Source organism: Streptomyces sp. WM6378 (genome assembly GCF_001279695.1).
Classification (GTDB): domain Bacteria; phylum Actinomycetota; class Actinomycetes; order Streptomycetales; family Streptomycetaceae; genus Streptomyces.
This window is the reverse complement of the sequence record NZ_LGDD01000047.1, coordinates 25,254-48,059: the sequence shown is the minus strand read 5'-3', so window position 1 is coordinate 48,059 and position 22,806 is coordinate 25,254. Positions and strand designations below refer to the sequence as shown.

Sequence of the window (22,806 nt, the reverse complement as noted above, 5' to 3'; positions counted from 1 at the left end):
GCCTCCGCGTAGGTTTCCAGTGGAAACGCGGGGTTGGTGGTCCGATAGGTACGGCAGTGGCCGCGGCGGTACGGCCGAGTGTTCGGCGGCGCAGCTCCTGAGGGCACCTGAGGCCGTTGAATAATCCGGTGCCGTGCCGCCGGTGGCCGTTGCAGACTCGCCCCATGGCGGACATGAGGGCGTTCCAGGCTGCGGTCGACGACTGGGCGACCGGCGGTCCCGAGAGGCCGGCGCGCGATCTGGCGGAGGGCCTTGGCGCACGGACCGCGGTGCTGTTGGAAGGGCTGAGCGATCTCGCGGCCGTCGAGGCGCTGGCCGCACGGCGTGGCCGGGACCTGGCCGCCGAGGGGGTGTGTGTCGTGCCGATGGGCGGGGCGATGAGCGTCGGCCGCTATGCCGGGCTCCTCGGGCCGCCCGGCCTCGGTCTGCGCCTGACAGGACTGTGCGACGAGGGCGAAAAGGGCTTCTACGAGCGTGGCCTGACGCGGTCACAGGCACCGCTCCAGGACATCTACGTGTGCACCGCGGATCTGGAGGACGAACTCATCCGCGCGCTCGGCACGGCAGGAGTCGAGGAGATCTTCCGTGCCGAGGGCGACTTCCGTGCCTGGCAGTCCTTCCAGCGCCAGCCCGCACAGCGCGGCCGGCCCCGGCATCGGCAGATGCGGCGCTTCCTCGGCACGAAGAAGGGCCGCAAGATCCGCTACGGCCGTCTCCTTGCCGAGGCCCTCGCACCGGACCGGACACCACCCCCGCTCGACGCCCTCCTCGCCAGCCTGTGAGGCCACGGGCCGCTTCCAGCGTGCTCGCCGGCGCACGAGCGCGGGCGCCCATCAGCTGACCAGGTGGCAACGGCCGGGCAGCCTCCAGCACGAGCCGCCCGTCCCTACCGGGAGACCTACGGATGACTTCTCGCCTGCACGCACTCTGTTTCGATGCGCACGACCCGCTCCGTCTCGCGCGCTTCTGGGCCGACTTCCTCGGATGGGAGACAGCCGAGGACTCCTCCGACGGCATCACCCTGCTTCCCGGCGATGACACCGGGTTCCGGCTCCGTTTCCTCCCGACCCGCGAGCGGAAGACAGGCCAGAACCACATGCACTTCGATCTGACGAGCACGTCCCTCGACGACCAGAAGCAGGTGGTGGAGAGGGCGCTCCGACTCGGCGCCCGGCACATCGACATCGGTCAACGCCCGGAGGAGGGGCATGTGGTGATGGCCGACCCCGAGGGCAATGAGTTCTGTGTCATCGAGCCGGGCAACAGCTTCCTCGCCGAGTGCGGATTTGTCGGAGCGCTGGCGGGCGATGGTTCGCAGGAGACCGGGTACTTCTGGAGCCGAGCGCTGGGCTGGCCACTGGTCTGGGACCAGGACCAGGAGACCGCGATCCGCTCACCGCACGGAGGTCCGAAGATCACGTGGGGTGGCCCACCCCTGATGTCGAAGGCGGGTAAGGGACGGCTGCACTTCGACCTCGTTCCACCGGCCGGCAGTGACCAGCAGACGGAGATCGATCGGCTCGTCTCCCTCGGGGCAAGACGCATCGACATAGGCCAAGGGGACGTCGACTGGGTGGTGATGGCCGACCCCGACGGTCACGAGTTCTGTGTGCTGACATCCCGATAGGCCTCAGGGGGTGCATGAAGACAGGACCTTCGATGCAGCACGAGGGTTGTCGACAGGCCTGTACGAGCAGATCCGGATGACTGTGAGCATGGGCGACGGTCCGTGGTGCCGACTGTGGCTAGCCTGGCGGAATGGAAGCAATCCTGGTCAGCGCGTGTCTGCGTGGGGTGCCATGCCGCTTCGACGGGCAGCACAAGGCGTCTTCGGGCATCGAGGAGGCAGTGGCGGGCCGCGAAGTCGTCTCCTTTTGCCCAGAGGTGGCCGGCGGGCTCGCGACACCGCGTCGGCCCGCGGAGCTGGTGGGCGGCGATGGGCACGATGTGCTCGACGGGACGGCGCGGGTCGTTGAGGACACGGGACGTGACGTGACCGCGGAGTTCGTGGACGGAGCACGGCGCGCACTGGCGGCGGCACGGCACGGAGGCTGCACGGAGGCGCTGTTGATGCCGCGCAGTCCGTCGTGCGGACGGGGTGTGGTCTACGACGGGTCATTCGCCGGGGAGTTGGTGCCGGGAGACGGGGTGACGGCGGCGCTGTTCGAGCGGAACGGGATCGCAGTGCGGCCCGCACCCGGAGTGTGAAGCGAGCCCGAGGCGGCTGGCTGCCTCAACCGGCCACGCCCGTGAGCAGCATCGGGGGCGACGGTTCCTGTGGATGCCCGCCCTTTGCCGCCACACTCAGCGAGCGCGGAGTCCGACATCCCCGCAGGACCCCGTGCTCATGAGGTCGTGGACCTGCACCGGGACGGCAGCCGACTCCGCTCGGAACGTAGCTGCCGCGGGCGGGTTCGCCGGCCTCGGCCGGTGGACTACCGTCTCCGGGCATGAGCACCGAAGGCTGGCTGGCCGACACCCGCACGTCCTACGACACCGTCGCCGCCAGCTATGCGGACCAGCTGCGGGACCTCTTGGACGAAACGCCCTACGAACGCTCGGTCCTGGCACTGTTCTCCGAGCTTGTGCGAGCCACTGGCGGGGCCCCGTCGCGGACGTGGGGTGCGGGCCCGGGCGGATCACGGCCCATCTACGAGGTCTCGGCATGGACGCGTTCGGGATCGACCTGTCGCCCGCGATGGTCGAGACGGCCCGGCGTGAGCACCCCGGCCTGCGGTTCGAGGTCGGTTCCATGACGGATCTGGAGCTCGCCGACGCCTCGGTGGCGGGCCTGGTGGCCTGGTACTCATTGATCCACATTCCCGACGAGGAGGTCGGGCCGGTCCTCGCCCACTTCCGGCGGGTGGTGCGGCCGGGGGGCTTGGTGCTGCTCAGCTTTCACGTCGGGGACGAGTCGCGGCTGAAGACACAGGGCTATGGGGGCCACGCGATGAAGGTCCACGTGCATCGACGTCAGCCGGCCCAAGTGTCCGCCTGGCTCGATGGCGCGGGCTTCACGGTCGAGGCACAGATGACGCTCAGCTCGGCCGAGAGCCCGCTCGGGGGGATTCTCTTCGCGCGTCGCCGGACCGACAGTGGGCGGAGGGCAGTCGGCCACTGACGTCCCGCTTCATCAACTTCCTCTGAGTTTCGGCGAACTTGCCCCGTCAGCTCCGTATGTTCCGGATCGGGGAGGCGATGAGCCAGAGAGGTCGACTCCCGCGAAAAGAGGTCGACTGGACGCGGGCGCGCGGCTAGACCTGGGGCCATGACCTCATCGAGTTCGCCTGTATCACCGTCGCCCTTCGAAGAACTGCTGCCCGCCACGCGGCGCGCCCTCCTGCACCGCATCGCGGTGGCCCAGTCCGAGGGGAGGGCGCCCTCGCTCGTCGCGGCCGTGGTGCGGGACGGCCGGATGGTCTGGTCCGGATCACGTACCTCCGTCGACGGCCATGGCCCGGACGCCGATGTCCAGTACAGGATCGGCTCCATCACCAAGACCTTCACCGCCGTATTGGTGATGAGGCTGCGTGACGAGGGGCTGATCGACCTCGGCGATCCGCTGGAGAAGCACCTTCCGGGCACCGCGGCGGGCGGGGCAACGATCGCCCAACTCCTCGCCCACACCGCCGGGTTGGCTGCCGAATCGCCCGCGCCGTGGTGGGAGCGGACGCCTGGCGGACTGCGCCCGGAGCTCGCCGATGTGCTGGGAGATCAGCCGCAGCTGCATCCCGCGGGCCGGGTGCACCACTACTCCAACCCGGGATACACACTGCTTGGTTCGCTGGTGGAGGCGGTGCGCGGGGTGCCCTGGGAGGAGGCGCTGCGGACCGAGATCCTCGAACCGCTCGGCCTCCACCGCACGACCACGCAGCCGGTGCACCCCCACGCGGGCGGCTGGGCCGTGCATCCGTGGGCCGATGTGCTCCTGCCCGAACCGTCCGAGGACCTCGGCCTGATGGCCCCCGCCGGGCAGCTCTGGTCGACCGCGGCGGACCTTTGCCGCTTCGCCGTCTTCCTTGCCGAGGGCGACGAGCGGGTGCTGAGCGCCGAATCGGTGGCGGAGATGCGCACTCCCGCCGTGGCGCCAGAGGCTGGTGGCTGGGACGGCGGATACGGGCTCGGCCTGCAGCTGGCTCGCTCCAGCGGCCGTGAACTCGCCGGGCACACCGGCTCGTTGCCCGGATTCGTGGCCGGTCTGTGGGTGAGCGTGGCGGACGGAGTGGCCGCCGTCGCGCTCGCCAATGCGACCTCAGGGCCGATGTGCGGCACTCTGGCGGCCGATCTCGTACGGATCACGGCGGAGGCCGAGCCGCGCTTCCCGGAGCCCTGGCGGCCCCTTCCGGAGGCGGATGAGCAGCTCCTGGGGCTCACGGGGCCGTGGTACTGGGGCACGACCGCCTACGGGCTGCGACTGACCGCCGACCGCGGGCTGGCCCTGGAACCGCTCCGCGGCGCGGGCCGGGCCTCTCGGTTCAAGGCTGCCGCCGATGGTGCCTGGTTGGGCCTCGATGGCTATTACCGGGGCGAGACGCTCCGTGCGGTGCGGCGGCCGGACGGCTCGGTGAGCCATCTCGACCTCGGATCGTTCGTGTTCACCCGTGAGCCGTACGGACCCGAGGCCGCGGCGGTGCCGGGCGGAGTGGACCCCGAGGGCTGGCGCGGGGTCTGACGTTTCACGTGAAACGGCCGGCGTAGGAATCTGCGGGTCTTTGTAGGCCGTGTTTCACGTGAAACACGGCCTACAGCGGTTTCTTGAAGCCCACATGGGAGGCCTCGAACCCCAGCCGCTCATAGAACCGGTGAGCATCGGTGCGGGTGGCGTCTGACGTCAGCTGGACCAACTGGCAACCCTGGCGCCCTGATTCGTCGACGGCCCATTCGATGAGCCGGGTGCCGAGGCCACTGCCGCGCTCGGCGCCGTGGACGCGTACGCCCTCGATGATCGAGCGGGTTGATCCGCGGCGGGAGAGTCCGGGGATGACGGTGAGTTGGAGGGTGCCGACGACCTCGCCGCCGCGATCGGCTACCACCAGGTGCTGGTTCGGGTCGTCCGCGAGGCGGTCGAAGGCCGTGCGGTAGGGAGTGAGGTCGTCCGGCGACTCCCGCTGGGCGCCCAACGGATCGTCCGCGAGCATGGCCACGATCGCCGGGATGTCCTCGGGCCTCGCAGGCCTGATCACAAGATCGCTCATGGGTCGGAGCGTACGCCCGGCTGCCCTAGACCGGGACGTGGAGCTCCTCGACCGTGCGGACCAGGGGCGCCAGTTCAGGGTTCTTCGCCGCTTCGTCCAAAGCCTCGCGCAGGGCCCTGTCATTGGTGGGCCGGGCCTCGGCGAGCAGCGCGAGACCGGATTCGGTGACGTCGGTGTAGATGCCGCGCCGGTCGGTGTCGCAGAGGTACCGGGTCAGCAGGCCGCGGTCCTCAAGCCGGGTGACGAGGCGGGTGGTGGCCGACTGGCTGAGGACCACGGCGTCGGCGACCTGCTTCATCTGGAGGTGGCCGCCCGGGCCGCTGTGCTGGCGGCTGAGGACGTCGAGCAGCGAATACTCGCGCACGCTGAGATCGTGCCCCGACTGCAGAGCGCGCTCGATGTGGGCATCGATCTTGCCGTGCAGCAGGGAGAGCGCGCACCAGCCCTGGGAGAGGGCGGTGAGTGCGGGGTCCGTCGCGGCCATCTGTCCTCCTCCGGAGCGGCTTGTCATCAGGATAGTCCACGAGTGCAATAGCCAGCGCTTGCAACTAATCGCGTCTGCAATTATTGTGGACGCCCGTAAGGCGCTCACGCAATCTCCTGGAAGGGCATCCCATGCCACTCGCGCTCCTAGCCCTCGCCATCGGGGCGTTCGGTATCGGCACCACTGAATTTGTGATCATGGGGCTGCTCCCCGAGGTTGCCGGCACCTTCGATGTCTCCATCCCCACCGCCGGATACCTGGTCAGCGGCTATGCGGTCGGCGTGATGCTCGGCGCTCCGCTGATGACCATCCTGGGTACGAAGATCACCCGCAAGCGGATGCTGATGCTGCTGATGGGCTTCTTCATCGTCGGCAACGTACTCTCCGCGGTCGCGCCCGTCTTCGGGCTGATGCTGGCCGGGCGGCTCGTCGCCTCCCTCGCGCACGGCGCGTTCTTCGGAATCGGCTCGGTCGTCGCAGCCGATCTGGTCGCCCCCGAGAAGAAGGCCGGGGCGATCGCCATGATGTTCACCGGCCTGACCGTCGCCAACGTCGTGGGGGTGCCGATCGGCACACTCATCGGCCAGCAGGTCGGCTGGCGTGCGACGTTCTTCGCCGTCGCGGCACTCGGCGTGCTGGGCCTGCTCGGCGTCGCCAAGCTCGTCCCGGACATGCCGAAAGCCGAGGGCGTACGGCTGCGCCACGAGATCGCCGCCTTCCGCAACGTACAGGTACTGCTCGCCATGGCGATGACCGTGCTCGGCTTCGGCGGAGTGTTCGCCGCGATCACCTACATCACCCCGATGATGACGAACGTCGCAGGCTACGCCGACACCTCCGTCACCTGGCTGCTCGTCCTCTTCGGCCTCGGCATGGTCACCGGAAACCTCATCGGCGGCCGGTTCGCCGACCGCGCGCTCATGCCGCTGCTCTACGTGTCGCTGTCCGGGCTCGCCCTGGTCCTGGCGCTGTTCACGGTGGCCGCCCACGACAAGGCCGCGTCCGCGGTCGTGATCTTCCTCATCGGCGCTCTGGGCTTCGCGACCGTGCCCCCGCTGCAAAAGCGCGTCCTCGACCAGGCCGCGGGCGCACCCACTCTGGCCTCCGCCGTCAACATCGGCGCCTTCAACCTCGGCAACGCGCTCTCCGCCTGGCTCGGCGGCATCGTCATCGCGGCCGGCCTCGGCTACACCGCCCCCAACTGGGTCGGTGCCGTACTCGCCGCGTCCGCCGTCGTGCTCGCCTTCGTCTCCAGTGCGCTGGAGCGGCGTACGAACGCGGGCAGCCGGGTCGTCGCGGGCGCCGTTCCCGAGCCGGTTCGGGCCCACGCCGCGCACCACTGAGTCAACTGTCCAGCACCGTCAAGGAGTTACCCCTCATGAGCACCACCACCGTCGCCGTAGCCCCGCTCGCCACCCAGGACGCGGAAGCCCTCGTTGACGCGGCCCGTTCCGCCGCCGAGGCGGCCGGAGCCACCGTCGCGGTCACCGTCCTCGACGCGGGCGGCCATCTGCTCGCCTTCCGCCGGGACGACCGGGCCGTACTGATCGCCGGGGAGACCAGCACCCGCAAGGCGTACACGGCGCTCCAGCTGAACGCCCCGACCGCCGACCTGGTGGACGCGGTCCAGCCGGGCGGCCTGTTCCACACCCTGCCGACTGCCCTCGACCGGCCGCTCCTCTTCATCGCGGGCGGCGTCCCCGTTCACCGTGACGGCCGTCTGATCGGCGCGATCGGCGTGGGTGGCGGTGCCCCCGACCAGGACCACGCGTTCGCGAACGCGGCTGCGGAGGCCCTGGCCCGGCGTTGATCGTCCTTGCGTCCGTCCTCAAGTGCCTGCGGCGTCACGGCACATGGGGGCGGAGGCTCCTACCTGTGCACAGAGGGCTAGCCGGCGGCCACCGTCAGGGGTGCGAAGCGGCGGGTCCAGTCGCCCGGGAGAGCCGGGATGCCGTAGGTCATCACCGCGTTGAAGCCGACCGGCTCCATGCCCGAGGCCTTCAGCCAGGTCAGCAGGTCGTCGTGGCGTACATCGACATCCGTGCGCAGCGGGCGGTCGGTGCCGGCCGCGAGCGAGGCGACCAGGGCCTTCGCGGTCTCCGTGTCGCGGGCGATCAGTGGGCCCACCACATGCGTGTTCACGTTGGGCCAGGCGGCCGCGAACCCGGTCAGCCCGGCCGAGTCCTCCGAGACCCGCAACTGGTCGCAGAAGGCCGGCAGGCGGGTGATCATGTGCGTGCGGTCCTGCCCGAAGACCTCGGCGTCGAGCCGCAGGATCTTGGGAAGGTCATCGGCGGTCGCGGGGCGGGTCGCCACCGACGGGGCCGGGCCGGACGGCCGGAAATGACCCCTGACCATCTCGGCGCGCCCGGTCGCCTCGAAGCCGAGCTCCTCGTACAGCGGGCGCCCGTTCGGGGTGGCGTGCAGGGTGAGCGGAGTGCCCTCCAGCTCCCGCAGCACGTGCTTCATCAGACGGCGTCCGACGCCCTGCCGGGCGAAGCGCTCGGCCACCAGAACCATGCCGATGGCCGCGAGACCCGGACCGTACGAGGTGACGACGCACGCGGTGACCAGGCCCTTGCCGTCCGGGGCGTCGATCCCGTATCCGGTGCCCGCCGCGAGCAGGAGTCCCCACTTGTGCTCCTCACGTGGCCAGCCCCGGTCCTCGGAGAGGTCGGCGCAGGCGATGAGGTCTTCGGTGGTCAGGCGGCGCAGGGGGAGCTCGGCGAGCGGTGAGAGCATGTGGGTCAGGTTGTCTGACGCACCGGTGCGGCGTCCACCGTTTTCCGGTTCTCGGCACGGTACTTCCGGCCACGCTTCGTCAGCCCCCACGGCTTGAGCACTGAGATCGCCGTCATGAAGAAGTACGCGCTGGAGGAGATGACCGGGGCGGCCACCAGGCTGGTGTCGGGCAGGCCGGCCGCGGCCGCACTGTTGATCTCGGGCCGCAGCAAGAAGGCCGACAGACAGAGAGTGATCAAGGTCAGCCAGAACTTGATCCAGACCCAGCGGTGCCGGGCGAGCCCCCACCGGGTGCCCAGAGACAGCACGACGCCGGTACCCAATGTCAGCAGGGCAATGGGCAGCACCAGCCAGTCACCGAAGACCTTCATGGCGTGGTACGCGGCCTCGGTCATGGTGGCGGAGTCCGTGGTGTAGGCGGTGATGCCGAGCGCGAGCAGCCCGATGGTCAGGCCCAGCCAGCTCACGGAGACCGCGACATGAGCCACCAGCCAGCCGCGACGGACGGGCCGCCGGAGATGTTTCACGTGAAACGGCGTGAGGCTCGTGCGGCCGGATACGGGGCGAGAAGGATGTTTCACGTGAAACAGCGTGCCGGTGCGGGCACACGTCAGGCGTCCGACAGGGGGAGTAACCCCACGTACTAGCCTCGGCGTACATGGCGACACTTCACCTCTTCGACCTCGACGGAACGCTCATGCGAGGCTCCGCCGCACCGGTCGAGATATCCCGGCAGCTCGGACTGCTCAGCGAGATCGGCGAGCTGGAGCGGGAGCTGTCCACGGGCCGGATCGGGCCGCCCGAGTACGCGGTGCGCGTGCACGCTCTGTGGTCCGGGCTCACCGAGGTGCATGTGGCGGCCGCCTTCGCGACCGCTCCCTGGCTCATTGGAATCCAGGACGTCTGGCAGGAGATCCGTGAGCGGGGCGACTACTGCGCCGTCATCTCGCTTTCCCCGTCCTTCTTCGTGCAGCGGTTGCTCGCCTGGGGCGCCCACGCCGCCCATGGCTCTGTCTTCCCGGACGTGCCGTTCACGCGTCCCGTGGACCCGGCCGGGATTCTCAGCCCAGCCGCCAAGGTGAGCGTCATGAACCGGCTGTGCGCCGAATTCGGCGTCGGCCCGCGGAACTGTGTGGCGTACGGGGACTCGATGTCCGACGTGGACCTCTTCACGGCGGTGCCCGTGTCGGTCGCGGTGAACGCGGACCACCATCTCGCGGGCCTCGCCACGCACACGTACGCGGGCGGCGACCTGCGCGAGGCCTACGCGCTGGTGCGCGCCGTGGGGTGAGCGGACGTGGCTAGCCCAGGTCGGGTGCGTGCATGGCCCGCACGCCCTCGATGTTGCCGTCCAGGTAGTGCCTGAGGGACAGCGGGACGAGGTGCACCGAGGCGATACCGACGCGGGTGAACGGGATGCGGACGATCTCGTACTCCCCGCAGGGCTCCTCGATCTCGGGGCCGTGCCGCAGAGAGGGGTCCATGGAGTCGAGGCGGCAGACGAAGAAGTGCTGCACCTTCACGCCGGTCGCGCCTCCGTCGGCCCCGATGTGCTCGACGGTGTCGACGAAGCAGGGCACCACGTCGGTGATCTTCGCGCCGAGTTCCTCGTGCACCTCGCGGTGCAGGGCCTCGACGACGGTGGAGTCCTCGGGTTCGACGCCGCCCCCTGGGGTGAGCCAGTACGGATCCATGCCGGGTTTGGTGCGCTTGATCAGAATCAGGTCGTCGCCGTCGAGCAGAACGGCTCGTGCGGTGCGCTTGACCACTGGACGTACGGTCATGGGAGAAATGTGGCCCGAAGGGGCCCCTGCGAAACTCCCCGCGCCTCCCCCGCCGCTTCTCAGGCCCAGTCGACCGCAGCGCGCAGCAGCCATTCCTGCGCCCGCGCGATGTGCGCGAAGCCGAGTGTGCCGGTGCGCACCGCGAGGAAATAGGTGCGCAGCGGCGGCACCGGAGGGTCGAGGAGTGCCACCACCTGGCCCTCCTCCAGGGCCGTCTCGCACAGGTAGCGCGGCAGCACCGCGAGGCCCGCTCCGGCCGCGACGGCAGCCAGGACCGCCCGTAGGTCGGGGGCGACGACCGCGCCCGCGGCGGCCGGTTTGGCGTCGAACACCGACGCCCAGTAGCGCGTCACCAGCGGCAGCGACTCGTGGACCTCCACGACCGGTATGGGCTCCAGGATCTCGGCCCCGCCGTGGCGCAGCGCGCCCGGGGCGAGCCGTGCCGCCCAGCGCACCCCGGCGACCAGCACGTGTTCCTCGTCGCACAGCGGAGTCGAGGACAGCAGCCGGCCGCGCGGACGGGCGGTGGTGATGGCCAGATCGTGATGTCCGGCGGCCAGGCCCTCCAGGGTCTCCTCGGCATTGCCGAAGGAGGCCCGCAGCGCGAGGCCCTGCGGGAGGAGCCGGGTGAGCGCGGGCAGCGCGCGCAGCGAGGTGAACTCCGGCGGACCGGCCACGTGCAGGGTGCGCAGGCCCGGCTCCTCGCTGAGGCCGGCCTCGGCGATCTCGACGAGCGCGTCCAGGTGCGGCGCGGCCCGCTGGGCCAGCTCGTCACCGATGGTCGTCGGAGTCACCCCGCGCGCCTGACGCAGGAAGAGCGGGCGGCCCAACTGCCGCTCCAGGGTGCGTATCTGGCTGGTCACCGCGGGCTGCGAGAGCCCGAGCAGCGCCGCGGCGCGGGTGAAGGAGCCGGCCCGGTGCACGGTGACGAACGTACGCAGCAGGGCAAGATCCATGCTGTGCCCTCCGTCCTGAACTGCCTCACGACGTCCCCGGCCGGACACAACTATAAATATGTCGATAGGTCTCTGTCGCTACCGTGATTGGACACTGACGCAGAGTCAACTAGCCTTGTCCGAGCGGTTCTTGGCGCGCGAGAACCGGGGCGGTCCGAGCCATGAGGGGGGAGGCTCGGACCGTCCGTCTTGCGTAGGGGATCTGGCTGCGGGTTCCTTGCAGAGGGCTTCACGGAACGCCTTTGGGCAGACCCGGGCGGTCTCACCCCGCCGCCCCCGCCTCGTCCAGCGCGCGTTCCACGTCCGCGATCAGATCCGGGGCGTCCTCCGCGCCGACCGAGAAGCGGATGAAGCCCTCGGACACCGCGTCGCCGCCCCAGCGGCCGCGGCGTTCGGCCGTGGAGCGGACGCTGCCGAAACTCGTGGCGTCGTCGACCAGGCTCAGTGACGCAAGGAAGCGTTCAGCGAAGGCGCGGTCGGGGAGGTCGAAGGAGACCACGCAGCCGAAGCGCCGCATCTGTGCCGAGGCCAGGCGGTGGGAGGGGTCCGAAAGCAGGCCCGGGTAGCGCAGGCCCGTCACCTCGCCGCGCTTGGCCAGTGCCTCGGCCAGGGCCAGGGCGTTCGCGGCCTGCCGCTCGGCGCGCAGGTGCAGTGTCGCGAGGGAGCGGTGGGCCAGCCATGCCTCCATCGGGCCGGGGATCGCTCCGACGACCTTGCGCCACGTGCGTACCCGTGCGGCGAGGTTTGGATCGCGGCACACCACATAGCCGAGCAGAAGATCGCCGTGCCCGGTCAGGCCCTTGGTGCCGCTGGCGACCGCGAAGTCCGCGCCGAGTTCGAGGGGACGCTGCCCGAGCGGCGTGGCCAGCGTGTTGTCGACCGCCACCAGCGCGCCCGCGTCGTGCGCGGCCCGTGCGAGACGGCGTACGTCGCACACATCGAGCCCCGGATTGGAGGGGGTCTCGATCCAGAGCAGCTTCGCGCCGTCCAGGTGGGCCAGTTGGGCATCGCCGGCCGTCGGCGCGGTGCGCACCTCGATGCCGTACGCCTCCAACTGCTCGCGGACCAGCGGCAGGGCCTGATAGCCGTCGTCCGGCAGGACCACCGTGTCGCCGGAGCGCGCCTGGGAGAGCAGCACGGCCGAGATCGCCGCCATCCCGGAGGCGAAGACGATCGCCTCGGCGCTCTCGTCGGGCGACTCCAACTCGGCTATGGCCCGCTCCAGATGGGTCCACGTCGGATTGGTGTCGCGGCCGTAGCTGTACGGTCCGGTCGCCTCGCCGGGCAGATGGAAGTGGGCGGCGAACACCGGCCCGGGCAGGGTGGGCTCAAAGGCCACCGGCTCGGGAAGACCGGCGCGTACCGATCGAGTGCCCTCACCTGTCATGCCGCACGCTCCATTTCATTGCGGACGGCGTCGAGCAGGCCCTCGCTCGCTGCCTCCGCCATCTCCAGACAGTCCTCGAAACCTTCACGGCCGCCGTAGTACGGATCGGGAACTTCCAGGTCCCCGGCCGCATTGGGGTCGTACGAGCGCAGCAGCCTCACCTTGGTGGCCTCGGCCCGGGTCGGTGCGAGGCGGCGCAGCTCCCGCAGGTGGCCCTCGTCGAGCGCGATCACGAGATCGAGCCGGGAGAACCAGGAGGCGTGGAACTGCCGTGCCGTGTGGGACGTTTCATAACCGTGCTCGTCGAGAACCGAGACGGTGCGCGGGTCGGCGGGGTCGCCCTCGTGCCAGCCTCCGGTGCCCGCGCTCTCCACCGAGACCAGGCCCGTGAGCCCGGCCCGCGCCACCTGGGCCCGGAAGACGGATTCGGCGATCGGCGAGCGGCAGATGTTGCCCGTGCAGACGAAGCAGACGGAATAGGGGGTGGCCAACGCTCAGTCCTTGCCGTCGGGCAGGACGACGTGCATCGCCCAGGACACGACCGAGATGATCAGGGCGCCGACCACGGCGGTCCAGAAGCCCTCGACGTGGAAGCTGAGGTTCAGCTTGTCGGCGAGCCACGAGGTGAGGAGCAGCATCAACGCGTTGATCACCAACGTGATCAGGCCGAGCGTGAGGATGAACAGGGGGAACGACAGGAACTTCACGACGGGCTTCACGACGAAATTCACCACGCCGAAGACCAGCGCGACCAGAACCAGCGTCAGCGCCTTCTTGCCGGTGTTGTCACCGGTCAGAGTGATGTTCTTCACCAGCCAGATGGCGACCGCCAGAGCGGCCGCGTTGGCGATCGTCTTGACTACGAAATTCTTCATGGGTCTGATCGTGGCAGACCTGATCGGCACAAGCGCAGGGGCAGAAGCGATGAAAGATTTCCGGCTCGACGAGTTGGAGGCGGAGCGGGCCGCCAACGACGGGGCGTATCTGCAGTTTCTGCGCGAGCGGAACATGTCGGCGGGGCTCTACGCCCTGGACGCCGGCGCGCACGACCCTCAGTCCCCGCACGCCCAGGACGAGATCTACTTCGTGGTCAGCGGCCGCGCCTCGATCACCGTGGGCCTGGAGACGACGCAGGTCGCGCGGGGCAGCGTGGTCTATGTGCCGGCCGGGGTGGCGCACAAGTTCCATCACATCACCGAGGATTTGAGGGTTCTGGTCGTCTTCTCTCCGCCCGAGAGGTGAGGGTCGCCCCCGATTCTCCCTAGGGGTTCGGTCAGGGGAGTTCAAGGGCTGCGACGGCCCCGCTCGGCACTCTCTCGCCCCTAGCATCGAGAGTGTCGAAAGCACAGAACTCGTGAACTGACAGAAATGCCGACAGAAAGAGGTAAGGACGATGGCCGCACGGCAGATATTCGCGGGGATGCCCTGGTGGGTGAAGTGGGTCGCCGTGCCTGTCATCGCCCTGGTCGTGTTCGGCGGCTTGATCGCGAGCGTGGTGGGCTTCCTGTTCGGGCTGCTCTTCAAGGTCCTGGTCTTCGTGGCCCTGGTCGGCGGACTGATCTACCTGGTGCGCAGGTTCATGTCGTCCTCGTCCTCCTCGCACAGCGACTGGTAGCCGGGCCCGGGCGGAACACATCATTCCGCCCGGACCCGCACCGGGCGGGACCAAGGCCCGGACGGATGCGGCGAGCCGTGTCCGGGGCGTGGGGGGATTAGCCCGGCCGGGGGAACGGACCTGGCCAAACCCCCTTCCGTCACGAGGTCGGCCATTAGAGTGGCAAGCCTCTGCCGCCCCTTGGGAGCCACGGGTCCTGACCGCATCCGAGTGCCGGTCCGACCGGCCCGTGCCGACGCCCCCGGGGACCGCGGCGGGCGCGCGGGGGTGGCCCCCGCGGGCGGGCGTGCTGCCCGTCGGCACGCCTGGGGGTGACCTGTGGCAACGGCTTCGAATGCCGCCGTTCCTACCCTGATCGGCTCGGTCCAGCGGGCCCTGCGCCTACTGGAAGCAGTGGGCTCCCACGCGGACGGCGCCCCCGCCAAACAGCTGGCGCGCGAGGCCGGACTGCCCCTGCCCACCGCGTACCACCTGCTGCGGACCCTGACCCACGAGGGCTATCTGCAGCGCGAGAACGGGGTCTTCGTCTTCGGCCCGGCGGCCGAGCGGCTGGCGAGCGGCGGAGCCCTGCAGAATCGTCGCAGCAAGATCATCAAATCGCTGGCCCGCTGGCGGGACTCCATTGGGGTGCCCGTCTACTTCGCCGTTTATCGCGAGGGTGAGATCGAGGTCGCCGGTGTTGCCGACACCCCTGCCGTGCCCGCCGTCGAGGAGTGGGCCGACTTCCGCGAGACCGGGCACGCCCACGCGATCGGCCAGTGCCTGCTCGGCCAGCTCGACGAACGCACCCGCGAGGACTACCTGGACCGGCACCCGGTCGAGGCGATCACGCCCTACACCGTGCGGGACCGGCGCGCCCTTTCGGACCGGCTGGCGGCTACGGAGCGTATGCAACCCGTCGTCGAACGGCAGGAGTACGCCCTGGGTACGGTCTGCGCGGCCATCCCCGTCACGGTCGGCTCCGGCGCCGCGACCATGGCCATTTCCGTACCCCTTGACCAGCAAGAACGCCTACTGCCCGCCATTGAGCGGCTGCGCGGCGAAGTGGGAAGCCTCCTTCGTTCGGGCGTGTTCTCTATCAGTATCTGAAAACTCACTCCTTGTGATCTGCTACTGCTTCCAGCACGATTGCGTCAAGAGGGCCATGGGGGATCATTCCTGGCCAGTTCCGGCTAAAGCGGGGTTCATGAGATGCGTGAATCGGTTCAGGCAGAAGTGATGATGAGCTTCCTCGTCTCCGAGGAGCTTTCCTTCCGGATCCCGGTGGAGCTGACGTACGAGGCGATCGATCCTTACGCGGTGCGCATGACCTTCCACCTTCCCGGCGACGCGCCCGTCACCTGGGCATTCGGCCGTGAGCTGCTGCTCGACGGCATCAACGGGCCTGCCGGGGACGGTGATGTGCGGGTAGAGCCCAGCGAGCCCGAGGAGCTTTCCGATGTGCACATCCGGCTCCGGGTGGGCGACGACCGCGCCGTCTTCCGGGCCGGCGCCGCGCCCCTGGTGGCCTTCCTCGACCGCACCGACAAGCTCGTACCGCTGGGCCAGGAATGGACGCTCGGAGAGTTCGACGAGCACCTGGAGGACGCGCTCGGGCGGATCCTCGCCGAGGAGAACGCAGGCTGACCGGCTACTTCTTGCGGCGGTGGCCGCCTCCGCCGCGCACCGGACTGAGGCGTTGGGACGGGCGGGCCTCGGCGGCCGGCCGGTCCGCGGACACCACCAGGGCGGCGAGTGCCGTGGTCAACGGCACCGAGGCGACCAGGCCGATCGACCCGACCAGCGTGCGGACGATCTCCTCGGCGACCAGCTCGCTGTTGGCCACCGTGCCCACGCTGCTCTGCGCGATCGAGAACAGCAGCAACAGGGGCAGCGCGGCGCCCGCGTAGGCGAGCACCAGGGTGTTGACCACCGAGGCGATGTGGTCGCGGCCGATCCGGATGCCCGCCCGGTACAGGCCGCGCGGGCCCATCGTCGGGTTCGCCTCGTGCAGTTCCCACACCGCCGATGTCTGAGTGACCGTCACATCGTCGAGCACGCCGAGCGAGCCGATGATGACGCCGGCGAGCAGCAGGCCGGACATGTCGATGTTCGGGTAGAGGCCGTGGATCAGGCCGGTGTTGTCGTCGGTGTTGCCGGTGAGCGAGGCCCAGCCGATGAAGAGCGAGCCGAGCAGCCCGATCAGCATCAGCGAGACGAGGGTGCCGAGGACGGCGACGGAGGTGCGTGCGGACAGGCCGTGGCACATGTAGAGCGCGATCAGCATGATGGCGCTCGCCCCGACCACCGCCACGAGCAGCGGATTGGAGCCCTGCAGCACCGCCGGGAGGATGAACAGCGTCAGGATGGCGAACGAGACCACCAGGGCGACCAGCGCCATCACCCCGCGCAGCCGGCCGACGACCACGACGGCGAGCGCGAAGATCCCGGCGAGCAGCGCCATGGGGACCTTGCGGTTCACGTCGGTCACCGAATACTGCAGGTCATGGGGTGCGTCGGGGGCGTACGCGACGATCACGCCCTGGCCCGTGTGCAGCTGGCGGGGCGAGTCGGGCTGGACGATCTCGGTGAAGGTGCGGCCCTTCTCCTTGCCCGAGGTGACCTCGACCGTGGCCTTTCCGCACAGCCCCTGCTGAGCGTTCCTGGCCTGCTGCCCCTCGGCGGTGGAGGTGTCTCCGTTCGACGGAGTCTGACCGGCGTTGACCGACTTGCAGTCCACCTTGTCCACTTTGATGACCTTGGCCTGCTGGGTCTGGCGGTCGAAGCCGACGCCGGTGCGCTGGTGCGAGGGGGCGCCGCCCGGCCAGAGCACCACGAGCCCCACAAGTACCGCTGTGGAGAAAGGAATCAGCACCGCGGCGATGACTTTGCGCAGGTGCTTGGAGACGGGGGCCGCGGGGCCGTGGCTGTGCGAGTGGCCGTGCCCGTGGCCGTGTCCGCCGTGCTGTCGCGGAAGGTGCGGTTCTGGTGAGGTCACCGCCCGATCATCGCAAGAACCGAGGGGGCCCTCTGTTCAGCGCGCCAGTGATGACGCTAGCGTGGTGACACCTTTGCACACGCGGGAGCTCGGAGCACCGGGCTGAGAGGGCGCTGAAATCCGTACGAACCGTACGGGAATCGCTGCGCCGACCGCCGAACCTGTTACCGGGTAATGCCGGCGTAGGGAGTAGGTCTCATGACCATTCAGGATGCACGCACGCCTGCCTCCAGCACTGAGGAGAGCGGGAAGTCCATCGGCTGGCACAAGGGGTACGTGGAGGGTTCGCGCCCCGACCTCCGGGTGCCGGTCCGCCAGGTGCACCTCACCAACGGCAAGGCCGTGACGCTGTACGACACGTCGGGGCCGTACACCGACCCGAACGTCGAGACCGACGTCCGCCGCGGTCTCGCCCCGCTCCGGGAGAACTGGATCATCGGGCGCGGCGACACCGAGGAGTACGCGGGCCGGCCGGTCCGCCCCGAAGACGACGGCATCAAGCACACCTCGCCGCGCGGGGGCCTCAAGAACCTCGACGCAGTCTTCCCGGGCCGCCCGCGCCAGCCCCGCCGGGGCCGCGGCGGCCAGGCCGTCACCCAGCTCGCGTACGCGCGCCGCGGCGAGATCACCCCGGAGATGGAGTACGTCGCGATCCGCGAGAACGTCTCCCCCGAGGTCGTCCGCGAGGAGATCGCGGCGGGCCGCGCCGTGCTGCCCGCCAACATCAACCACCCCGAGATCGAGCCGATGATCATCGGCAAGCGATTCCTGGTGAAGGTCAACGCCAACATCGGCAACTCCGCGGTCACCTCCTCCATCGAGGAGGAGGTCGACAAGATGACGTGGGCCACCAAGTGGGGCGCGGACACGGTCATGGACCTCTCCACGGGCCGCAACATCCACACCACCCGTGAGTGGGTCCTGCGCAACTCCCCCGTCCCCATCGGCACGGTGCCGCTGTACCAGGCCCTGGAGAAGGTCGACGGCCGCGCCGAGGAGCTGACCTGGGACATCTACAAGGACACGGTCATCGAACAGGCCGAGCAGGGCGTCGACTACATGACGGTCCACGCCGGCGTGCTGCTGCGGTACGTGCCGCTGACCGCCCGCCGCAAGACCGGCATCGTCTCGCGCGGTGGTTCGATCATGGCCGCCTGGTGCCTGGCGCACCACAAGGAATCGTTCCTGTACGAGAACTTCGAGGAGCTCTGCGAGATCCTCGCGGCGTACGACGTCACGTACTCGCTCGGCGACGGCCTGCGCCCCGGCTCCATCGCGGACGCCAACGACGAGGCCCAGTTCGCGGAGCTGCGCACGCTCGGGGAACTCAACACGATCGCCAAGCGTCACAACGTACAGACGATGATCGAGGGCCCGGGACACGTCCCGATGCACAAGATCAAGGAGAACATCGACCTCCAGCAGGAGATCTGCGAGGAGGCCCCGTTCTACACCCTGGGGCCGCTGACCACCGATGTGGCGCCCGCCTACGACCACATCACCTCCGGCATCGGTGCGGCGATGATCGCCTGGTGGGGCACCGCGATGCTCTGCTACGTCACGCCCAAGGAGCACCTCGGCCTGCCCAACCGCGATGACGTGAAGACCGGCGTCATCACGTACAAGATCGCCGCACACGCGGCGGACCTGGCCAAGGGGCACCCGGGCGCGCAGGAGTGGGACGACGCGCTCTCGGACGCCCGGTTCGAGTTCCGCTGGGAGGACCAGTTCAACCTGGCCCTCGACCCGGACACCGCCCGGGAGTTCCACGACGAGACGCTGCCCGCGGAGCCGGCCAAGACCGCGCACTTCTGCTCGATGTGCGGCCCGAAGTTCTGCTCGATGAAGATCTCCCAGGACATCCGGCGTGAGCACGGCGGCGACCTGAAGTCCGAGGAGATCGAGGCCGGGATGGCGGAGAAGTCCAAGGAGTTCGCGGACGCGGGCAACCGGGTCTATCTGCCGATCGCCGACTGAGGCGATGCGGTCTTCGCGCTGCCCCGGGAGCGACCGGCTCCCGGAGCGGCGCCGCCCCACGGCCTAGTCCGGCTGGTGCTCGGGGCCCCCGAAGTCGGGGCTGGTGAAGTCCGGGCTGGTGAAGCTGGGGTGGCTGGTGGGGGAGCCGCCCTCGTCGGGGCTGTCGAAGCCCGGGCGGTCGTAGCCGAGGGTGGGGATGCGGCCGATCGGGCGGCGCGGGGCCGGGGCGCCGGGATCGACGCTCGGGTCGGCCAGCGCGTCGCGCAGGAACGGGTAGATGCCGCGTTCGAGCAGGGCATGGCGCCAGGCCTCGCGGGCGCGGGCGAACTCCTGGGTGCGCTCGTCGGGGGCGTCCGCCTCGCTCTCCTCGTCGATGGCCACGACCTGTGTCGCGCCGTTGCGCACCGCGGTGATCAGCAGTCCGACGGCGGCGGCGAGTATCGCGGCGGCGGTCAGCGCGCCGAAGAACCAGCCCGCCGTCAGCATGGTGTCGGCGAAGGCCGGCACCGGGTTGAGCATCTTCAGGATGTAGCCGACCAGCAGGAAGATCGCGGCGGCGGTCCCGGCGAGCACCGGGGCGAGCACGGCGACGACCGCGCCGATGCCCGCGCCCGAGGGCTCCAGGCCCACGCCGTCGGTGGAGGCGAGGACGGTGTCGCGCGCGGCGGCCCCGGAGGGCGAGCGCAGTTCTTCGCGCGCCTTGACGTAGTTCTCGTACTCGGCGGCGGCCCGCTCGGTGACGAACGTACCGGCGGCGAGCACCATGGTGCGCAGTTGCACGGCGTTGAGGCGGTCGCCGATACCGGACAGCTCGGGCCGTTCATGCGCGGTGCGCAGTGCCTCGTCGAGAATCCGCTCGAACTCCGGGCGGTCCTCGGCGAGCAGGTGTGGAGCGCTGTTCATGTGCATCCCCCGATGCTCCGTAGGGCCGGGAAGCCCGCCTGATGAACGGGCAGTTGGGCGGAAACGGAGGAGAGCCTGCTACGGATAACCCGATGGTAGAGCCGCTACGGCACGGGGTGACAGGGTGTTTCCGGAAATGGCATACCCGGCGCTTTGCAGAACGCCTTCCCGGTCAACCGTCAGTCATGCAGCGGAAGTTGCTGGACCAGCAGTTTTCCGGCCATGGTCACGCCGCCGTCCATGGCGATGGCAAGACCGTCGGCGTACACGTGCGGACCGTCGACCACCGGGCGCGAGTCCTCCTCGCCGTCCTCCGTGCCGACCTCGCCGAGCAGATACGGAATGGGACTGTGGCCGTGCACGACCCGCTGCCCGCCGTACGCCGAGAGCAGCTCGCGGGCGGCCTGCGGGCCCGATTCGTCACGGAAGGCGAAGCGCTTGGTGAACTTGCGGAACAGGTCCCAGCACTCGTCGGCGTCGCCCCGGTTGAGGATGGCGTGGACGGTGTCGTTGACCGCCTCGATGGAGTCGCCGTAATCCAGATAGGCGGTTGTGTCGGAGTGCATGAGCAGGTGGTCGTCCTCCTGCTCGATGGCGTCGAGCCGGGACATCCACTGCAGGTGTACGTCCTGGAGCCGGTCCATGTCGGCCTTCTGGCCGCCGTTGAGCAGCCAGGCGGCCTGGAAGGTGGCGGTGCCCGCACCGGAGTTGACCGGGGTGTCCGCGAACCGCTTGGCGCCGATGAGCAGCAGTTCGTGGTTGCCCATGAGGGCCTTGCAGTAGCCGCCGGCGGCCGCGGCCTCGGCGGACAGCCGCATGACCAGGTCGATGACGCCGATGCCGTCGGGGCCCCGGTCGGTGAAGTCGCCGAGGAACCAGAGGCGGGCGGTGCCCGCGGCCCAGTTGCCGGACTCGTCGATGAGGCCCTGCTCGCGCAGGGCGGCCAGGAGTTCGTCGAGGTAGCCGTGCACGTCGCCGACGACGTACAGCGGGCCGGGGCCCTCGGACGCCTCGGGGGCGACGGGTTCGACCGTCGGCAGCTTGACGGTGTCCCCCCGGTGGATCACCGGGAGGTCGCGCGCGGTCGGCGTGTAGCCCTCGGGGGGCTCGTCATCCGAATAGGTGGTCACGCCGGGCTCCGGAGCGGACGCGAAGGGCGCGGGTGCTTCCGGGTGACCGGTCGGCGGCTCCTGGCGGAAGACGTGCACGCCCGGCTCCGGCCGCTCCAGAGGTTCCTCCGGCGGTGGCACGGGGGTCTGTTGCGCGTACGGCGGCACCCGGAAATCACGCAACGTCTCCGTCCGCACGGGTCCCTGACCGGCCCCCTGAGTCATCGACCCCTCCACCACCGTCGCGCCGCCGTACACCGTGGGAGCCGCCAGGTCGGGCGGGGATCCGTGGTGTCGTGCGCCCATCATAGGAATGCGCCTCATGCTGTGTGACGCACCAGGGGTGGTCAATCCGGGTGCGAGCGGCGTTCGCGGGTGGTTATGTCCTCAATGTGGTGATCCGGTCCGGGCCGGTTCCTGCCCTTCGGACGATCTTGAGTCCGACGTGAGCCGGCCGGGGGTCCTCGCCCGGCCGGGAGTTCACTCCTTGTTGGGGCCGGTCTGGTCCTTGGCCGGCGAGCGGGGCGGGCTGACCGTGGTGCGCGGCGGGCGCCGCTGGGACGACGTCCGCACGATCAGTTCGGTCGGTATTACCTGCTCGATCGGGTGACCGTTGTCGATCCCTTCGATCGCGTCGATGAGCAGCTGGACGACGGCCGTGCCGATGCGCCGCGGTTTGAGCGAGAGGGTGGTGATGGGCGGTTCGGTGGTGGCGTACACGGTGGACTCGCTGCAGCACACGAGGAGCAGGTCCTCGGGTACCCGCAGTCCGTAGCGCCGCGCGGCCGCGAGCAGGTCGGTGCCGTTGGGGTCGAAGAGTCCGTACACGGCATCGGGCCGGTCCGGGCGGGCGAGCAGCCGGTCGGCCGCGACGGCGCCCGCACAGGGGTCGTGGGCCGGGTAGGACTCGTACACCGGGTCCTGGCCGACGCGTGCGCACCAGCTCAGATAGGCCTCGGTGGACAGCCGGGTGTAGGTGTCGGTGGTGGTTCCGGTGAGCAGGCCGATCCGGCGGGCGCCGGCGGCGGCGAGATGGTCGAGCAGGTTGAGTACGGCGGCCTCGTGGTCGTTGTCCACCCAGGCCGTGACGGGCAGCGAGCCCGCCGGGCGGCCGTCGGAGACGACCGGAAGGCCCTGGCGTACGAGTTCGGTGACGACGGGGTCCTGGTCGGAGGGGTCGATGACGACGGTGCCGTCGAGGGCGACGTTCGACCAGACGTCCGCCGGGCTGCGGCGTGAGGTGGCGGGCAGGATGACGAGTGCGTAGCCGCGGGCCAGCGCGGCCGATGTCGCGGCTCTGGCCATCTCGGCGAAGTACGCGAATTCGGTGAAGGTGAAAGGTTCATCCCCGTAGGTCGTCACGGTCAGGCCGATGAGGCCCGACTTTCCGGTACGGAGCGTGCGGGCCGCTGCGGATGGGCGGTAGCCCAGCCGGTCTGCGACCTCGCGGACGTGGCGGCGGGTGGCGTCGGGGAGCCGGCCCTTGCCGTTGAGCGCGTCGGAGACGGTCGTGATGGAGACACCGGCGGCGGCGGCCACGTCCCGAATGCCCGCCCGCCCCAGCCGGCGACCGGTCGACCGGCTCACCTGGTGCTTCCCTGCTGCTGTCATGGCGAGCCGATAGTAGGGCGATGACGGGCGGTTGGCCCGGGTGCATATGCACGCGTTGACAGGCAC

At 69.8% G+C, this 22,806-nt stretch carries 25 protein-coding genes, 1 pseudogene and 1 riboswitch; of the genes and pseudogenes, 13 read left to right on the top strand and 13 right to left on the bottom strand.

Features of this window, described 5'->3' with window-relative positions; translation table 11 throughout:
• Positions 1–164 precede the first annotated feature (164 nt).
• The 5 genes and pseudogenes from ADK54_RS07230 (at position 165) to ADK54_RS07210 (ending at position 4,672) form a co-directional block, all read left to right on the top strand.
• Positions 165–782, top strand: coding sequence for a TOPRIM nucleotidyl transferase/hydrolase domain-containing protein (locus ADK54_RS07230; protein WP_053724696.1), 618 nt, complete (start codon positions 165–167; stop codon positions 780–782).
• Positions 783–904: 122 nt separating this feature from the next.
• On the top strand, positions 905–1,627 hold the full coding sequence (locus ADK54_RS07225; protein WP_053724695.1) for a VOC family protein: 723 nt from the start codon (positions 905–907) through the stop codon (positions 1,625–1,627).
• 131 nt (positions 1,628–1,758) lie between these two features.
• A complete protein-coding gene (locus ADK54_RS07220) occupies positions 1,759–2,208 on the top strand; it encodes a DUF523 domain-containing protein (RefSeq protein ID WP_053724694.1) in 450 nt (149 codons plus the stop codon).
• A 242-nt stretch (positions 2,209–2,450) separates the two neighbouring features.
• Positions 2,451–3,121: pseudogene (locus tag ADK54_RS07215) on the top strand (class I SAM-dependent DNA methyltransferase).
• 147 nt (positions 3,122–3,268) lie between these two features.
• Positions 3,269–4,672, top strand: a complete 1,404-nt coding sequence (locus ADK54_RS07210; protein ID WP_053724693.1) for a serine hydrolase domain-containing protein — start codon at positions 3,269–3,271, stop codon at positions 4,670–4,672.
• Positions 4,673–4,742: 70 nt separating this feature from the next.
• Here the strand turns inward: ADK54_RS07210 and ADK54_RS07205 are convergent, their stop codons facing one another.
• Together ADK54_RS07205 and ADK54_RS07200 are read right to left on the bottom strand one after the other, a co-directional pair.
• Positions 4,743–5,195: a GNAT family N-acetyltransferase gene (locus ADK54_RS07205; RefSeq protein ID WP_053724692.1), complete on the bottom strand. Its 453-nt coding sequence runs from the start codon at positions 5,193–5,195 to the stop codon at positions 4,743–4,745.
• Positions 5,196–5,220: 25 nt separating this feature from the next.
• Complete coding sequence (locus ADK54_RS07200; RefSeq protein WP_053724691.1) at positions 5,221–5,679, bottom strand: MarR family winged helix-turn-helix transcriptional regulator; 459 nt, start codon at positions 5,677–5,679, stop codon at positions 5,221–5,223.
• A 131-nt stretch (positions 5,680–5,810) separates the two neighbouring features.
• Between ADK54_RS07200 and ADK54_RS07195 the strand changes: the two genes are divergently transcribed.
• Together ADK54_RS07195 and ADK54_RS07190 are read left to right on the top strand one after the other, a co-directional pair.
• Positions 5,811–7,022 (top strand): MFS transporter, encoded by a 1,212-nt coding sequence (locus tag ADK54_RS07195; protein WP_053724690.1) that lies wholly within the window; start codon positions 5,811–5,813, stop codon positions 7,020–7,022.
• Between the two features lie 35 nt (positions 7,023–7,057).
• Positions 7,058–7,489, top strand: a complete 432-nt coding sequence (locus tag ADK54_RS07190) for a GlcG/HbpS family heme-binding protein (protein WP_053724689.1) — start codon at positions 7,058–7,060, stop codon at positions 7,487–7,489.
• Between the two features lie 77 nt (positions 7,490–7,566).
• On the opposite strand, the gene ADK54_RS07185 is transcribed toward ADK54_RS07190, so the two are convergent.
• Positions 7,567–8,421, bottom strand: a complete 855-nt coding sequence (locus tag ADK54_RS07185) for a GNAT family N-acetyltransferase (RefSeq protein WP_053724688.1) — start codon at positions 8,419–8,421, stop codon at positions 7,567–7,569.
• A 5-nt stretch (positions 8,422–8,426) separates the two neighbouring features.
• A complete protein-coding gene (locus tag ADK54_RS07180; protein ID WP_053724687.1) occupies positions 8,427–8,948 on the bottom strand; it encodes a hypothetical protein in 522 nt (173 codons plus the stop codon).
• A gap of 131 nt (positions 8,949–9,079) precedes the next feature.
• On the opposite strand from ADK54_RS07180, the gene ADK54_RS07175 reads away from it, so the two are divergent.
• Positions 9,080–9,712, top strand: a complete 633-nt coding sequence (locus tag ADK54_RS07175) for an HAD family hydrolase (RefSeq protein WP_053724686.1) — start codon at positions 9,080–9,082, stop codon at positions 9,710–9,712.
• Between the two features lie 10 nt (positions 9,713–9,722).
• Here ADK54_RS07175 and ADK54_RS07170 read toward each other — a convergent pair whose 3' ends face one another.
• The 5 genes from ADK54_RS07170 to ADK54_RS07150 form a co-directional block, all read right to left on the bottom strand.
• Complete coding sequence (locus ADK54_RS07170; protein WP_053724685.1) at positions 9,723–10,205, bottom strand: NUDIX domain-containing protein; 483 nt, start codon at positions 10,203–10,205, stop codon at positions 9,723–9,725.
• A 59-nt stretch (positions 10,206–10,264) separates the two neighbouring features.
• Positions 10,265–11,161, bottom strand: coding sequence for a LysR family transcriptional regulator (locus ADK54_RS07165; RefSeq protein ID WP_053724684.1), 897 nt, complete (start codon positions 11,159–11,161; stop codon positions 10,265–10,267).
• A 262-nt stretch (positions 11,162–11,423) separates the two neighbouring features.
• A complete protein-coding gene (locus tag ADK54_RS07160; protein ID WP_053724683.1) occupies positions 11,424–12,548 on the bottom strand; it encodes a cystathionine gamma-lyase in 1,125 nt (374 codons plus the stop codon).
• Positions 12,545–13,039 (bottom strand): low molecular weight protein-tyrosine-phosphatase, encoded by a 495-nt coding sequence (locus ADK54_RS07155; RefSeq protein WP_053724682.1) that lies wholly within the window; start codon positions 13,037–13,039, stop codon positions 12,545–12,547. The genes ADK54_RS07160 and ADK54_RS07155 overlap by 4 nt, the downstream gene beginning before the upstream one ends.
• A gap of 3 nt (positions 13,040–13,042) precedes the next feature.
• Positions 13,043–13,423: a phage holin family protein gene (locus ADK54_RS07150; protein ID WP_053724681.1), complete on the bottom strand. Its 381-nt coding sequence runs from the start codon at positions 13,421–13,423 to the stop codon at positions 13,043–13,045.
• A gap of 49 nt (positions 13,424–13,472) precedes the next feature.
• On the opposite strand from ADK54_RS07150, the gene ADK54_RS07145 reads away from it, so the two are divergent.
• The 4 genes from ADK54_RS07145 to ADK54_RS07130 all read left to right on the top strand — a co-directional run bounded on the left by ADK54_RS07145 (position 13,473) and on the right by ADK54_RS07130 (position 15,789).
• The gene (locus ADK54_RS07145) at positions 13,473–13,790 is read left to right on the top strand and encodes a cupin domain-containing protein (protein ID WP_053724755.1); all 318 of its coding nucleotides are present in this window, start codon (positions 13,473–13,475) and stop codon (positions 13,788–13,790) included.
• A gap of 151 nt (positions 13,791–13,941) precedes the next feature.
• On the top strand, positions 13,942–14,163 hold the full coding sequence (locus ADK54_RS07140) for a DUF5326 family protein (RefSeq protein ID WP_053724680.1): 222 nt from the start codon (positions 13,942–13,944) through the stop codon (positions 14,161–14,163).
• A gap of 318 nt (positions 14,164–14,481) precedes the next feature.
• Entirely contained in the window at positions 14,482–15,252 is a 771-nt protein-coding gene (locus tag ADK54_RS07135; protein ID WP_078966177.1) for an IclR family transcriptional regulator, read from the top strand.
• 102 nt (positions 15,253–15,354) lie between these two features.
• On the top strand, positions 15,355–15,789 hold the full coding sequence (locus ADK54_RS07130; protein WP_053724679.1) for an SsgA family sporulation/cell division regulator: 435 nt from the start codon (positions 15,355–15,357) through the stop codon (positions 15,787–15,789).
• Positions 15,790–15,793: 4 nt separating this feature from the next.
• Here ADK54_RS07130 and ADK54_RS07125 read toward each other — a convergent pair whose 3' ends face one another.
• Positions 15,794–17,140 (bottom strand): YibE/F family protein, encoded by a 1,347-nt coding sequence (locus ADK54_RS07125; protein WP_053724678.1) that lies wholly within the window; start codon positions 17,138–17,140, stop codon positions 15,794–15,796.
• 71 nt (positions 17,141–17,211) lie between these two features.
• Positions 17,212–17,346, top strand: a riboswitch (TPP riboswitch).
• On the opposite strand from ADK54_RS07125, the gene thiC reads away from it, so the two are divergent.
• A complete protein-coding gene (thiC, locus tag ADK54_RS07120; protein WP_053724677.1) occupies positions 17,339–19,117 on the top strand; it encodes a phosphomethylpyrimidine synthase ThiC in 1,779 nt (592 codons plus the stop codon). Its footprint overlaps the riboswitch before it by 8 nt.
• A gap of 63 nt (positions 19,118–19,180) precedes the next feature.
• On the opposite strand, the gene ADK54_RS07115 is transcribed toward thiC, so the two are convergent.
• From ADK54_RS07115 to ADK54_RS07105, 3 genes are all read right to left on the bottom strand, one after another.
• Complete coding sequence (locus ADK54_RS07115) at positions 19,181–20,026, bottom strand: hypothetical protein (protein ID WP_053724676.1); 846 nt, start codon at positions 20,024–20,026, stop codon at positions 19,181–19,183.
• Between the two features lie 173 nt (positions 20,027–20,199).
• Complete coding sequence (locus tag ADK54_RS07110) at positions 20,200–21,354, bottom strand: metallophosphoesterase (RefSeq protein ID WP_053724753.1); 1,155 nt, start codon at positions 21,352–21,354, stop codon at positions 20,200–20,202.
• A 255-nt stretch (positions 21,355–21,609) separates the two neighbouring features.
• A complete protein-coding gene (locus ADK54_RS07105) occupies positions 21,610–22,740 on the bottom strand; it encodes a LacI family DNA-binding transcriptional regulator (protein WP_053724675.1) in 1,131 nt (376 codons plus the stop codon).
• Positions 22,741–22,806: the final 66 nt, after the last annotated feature.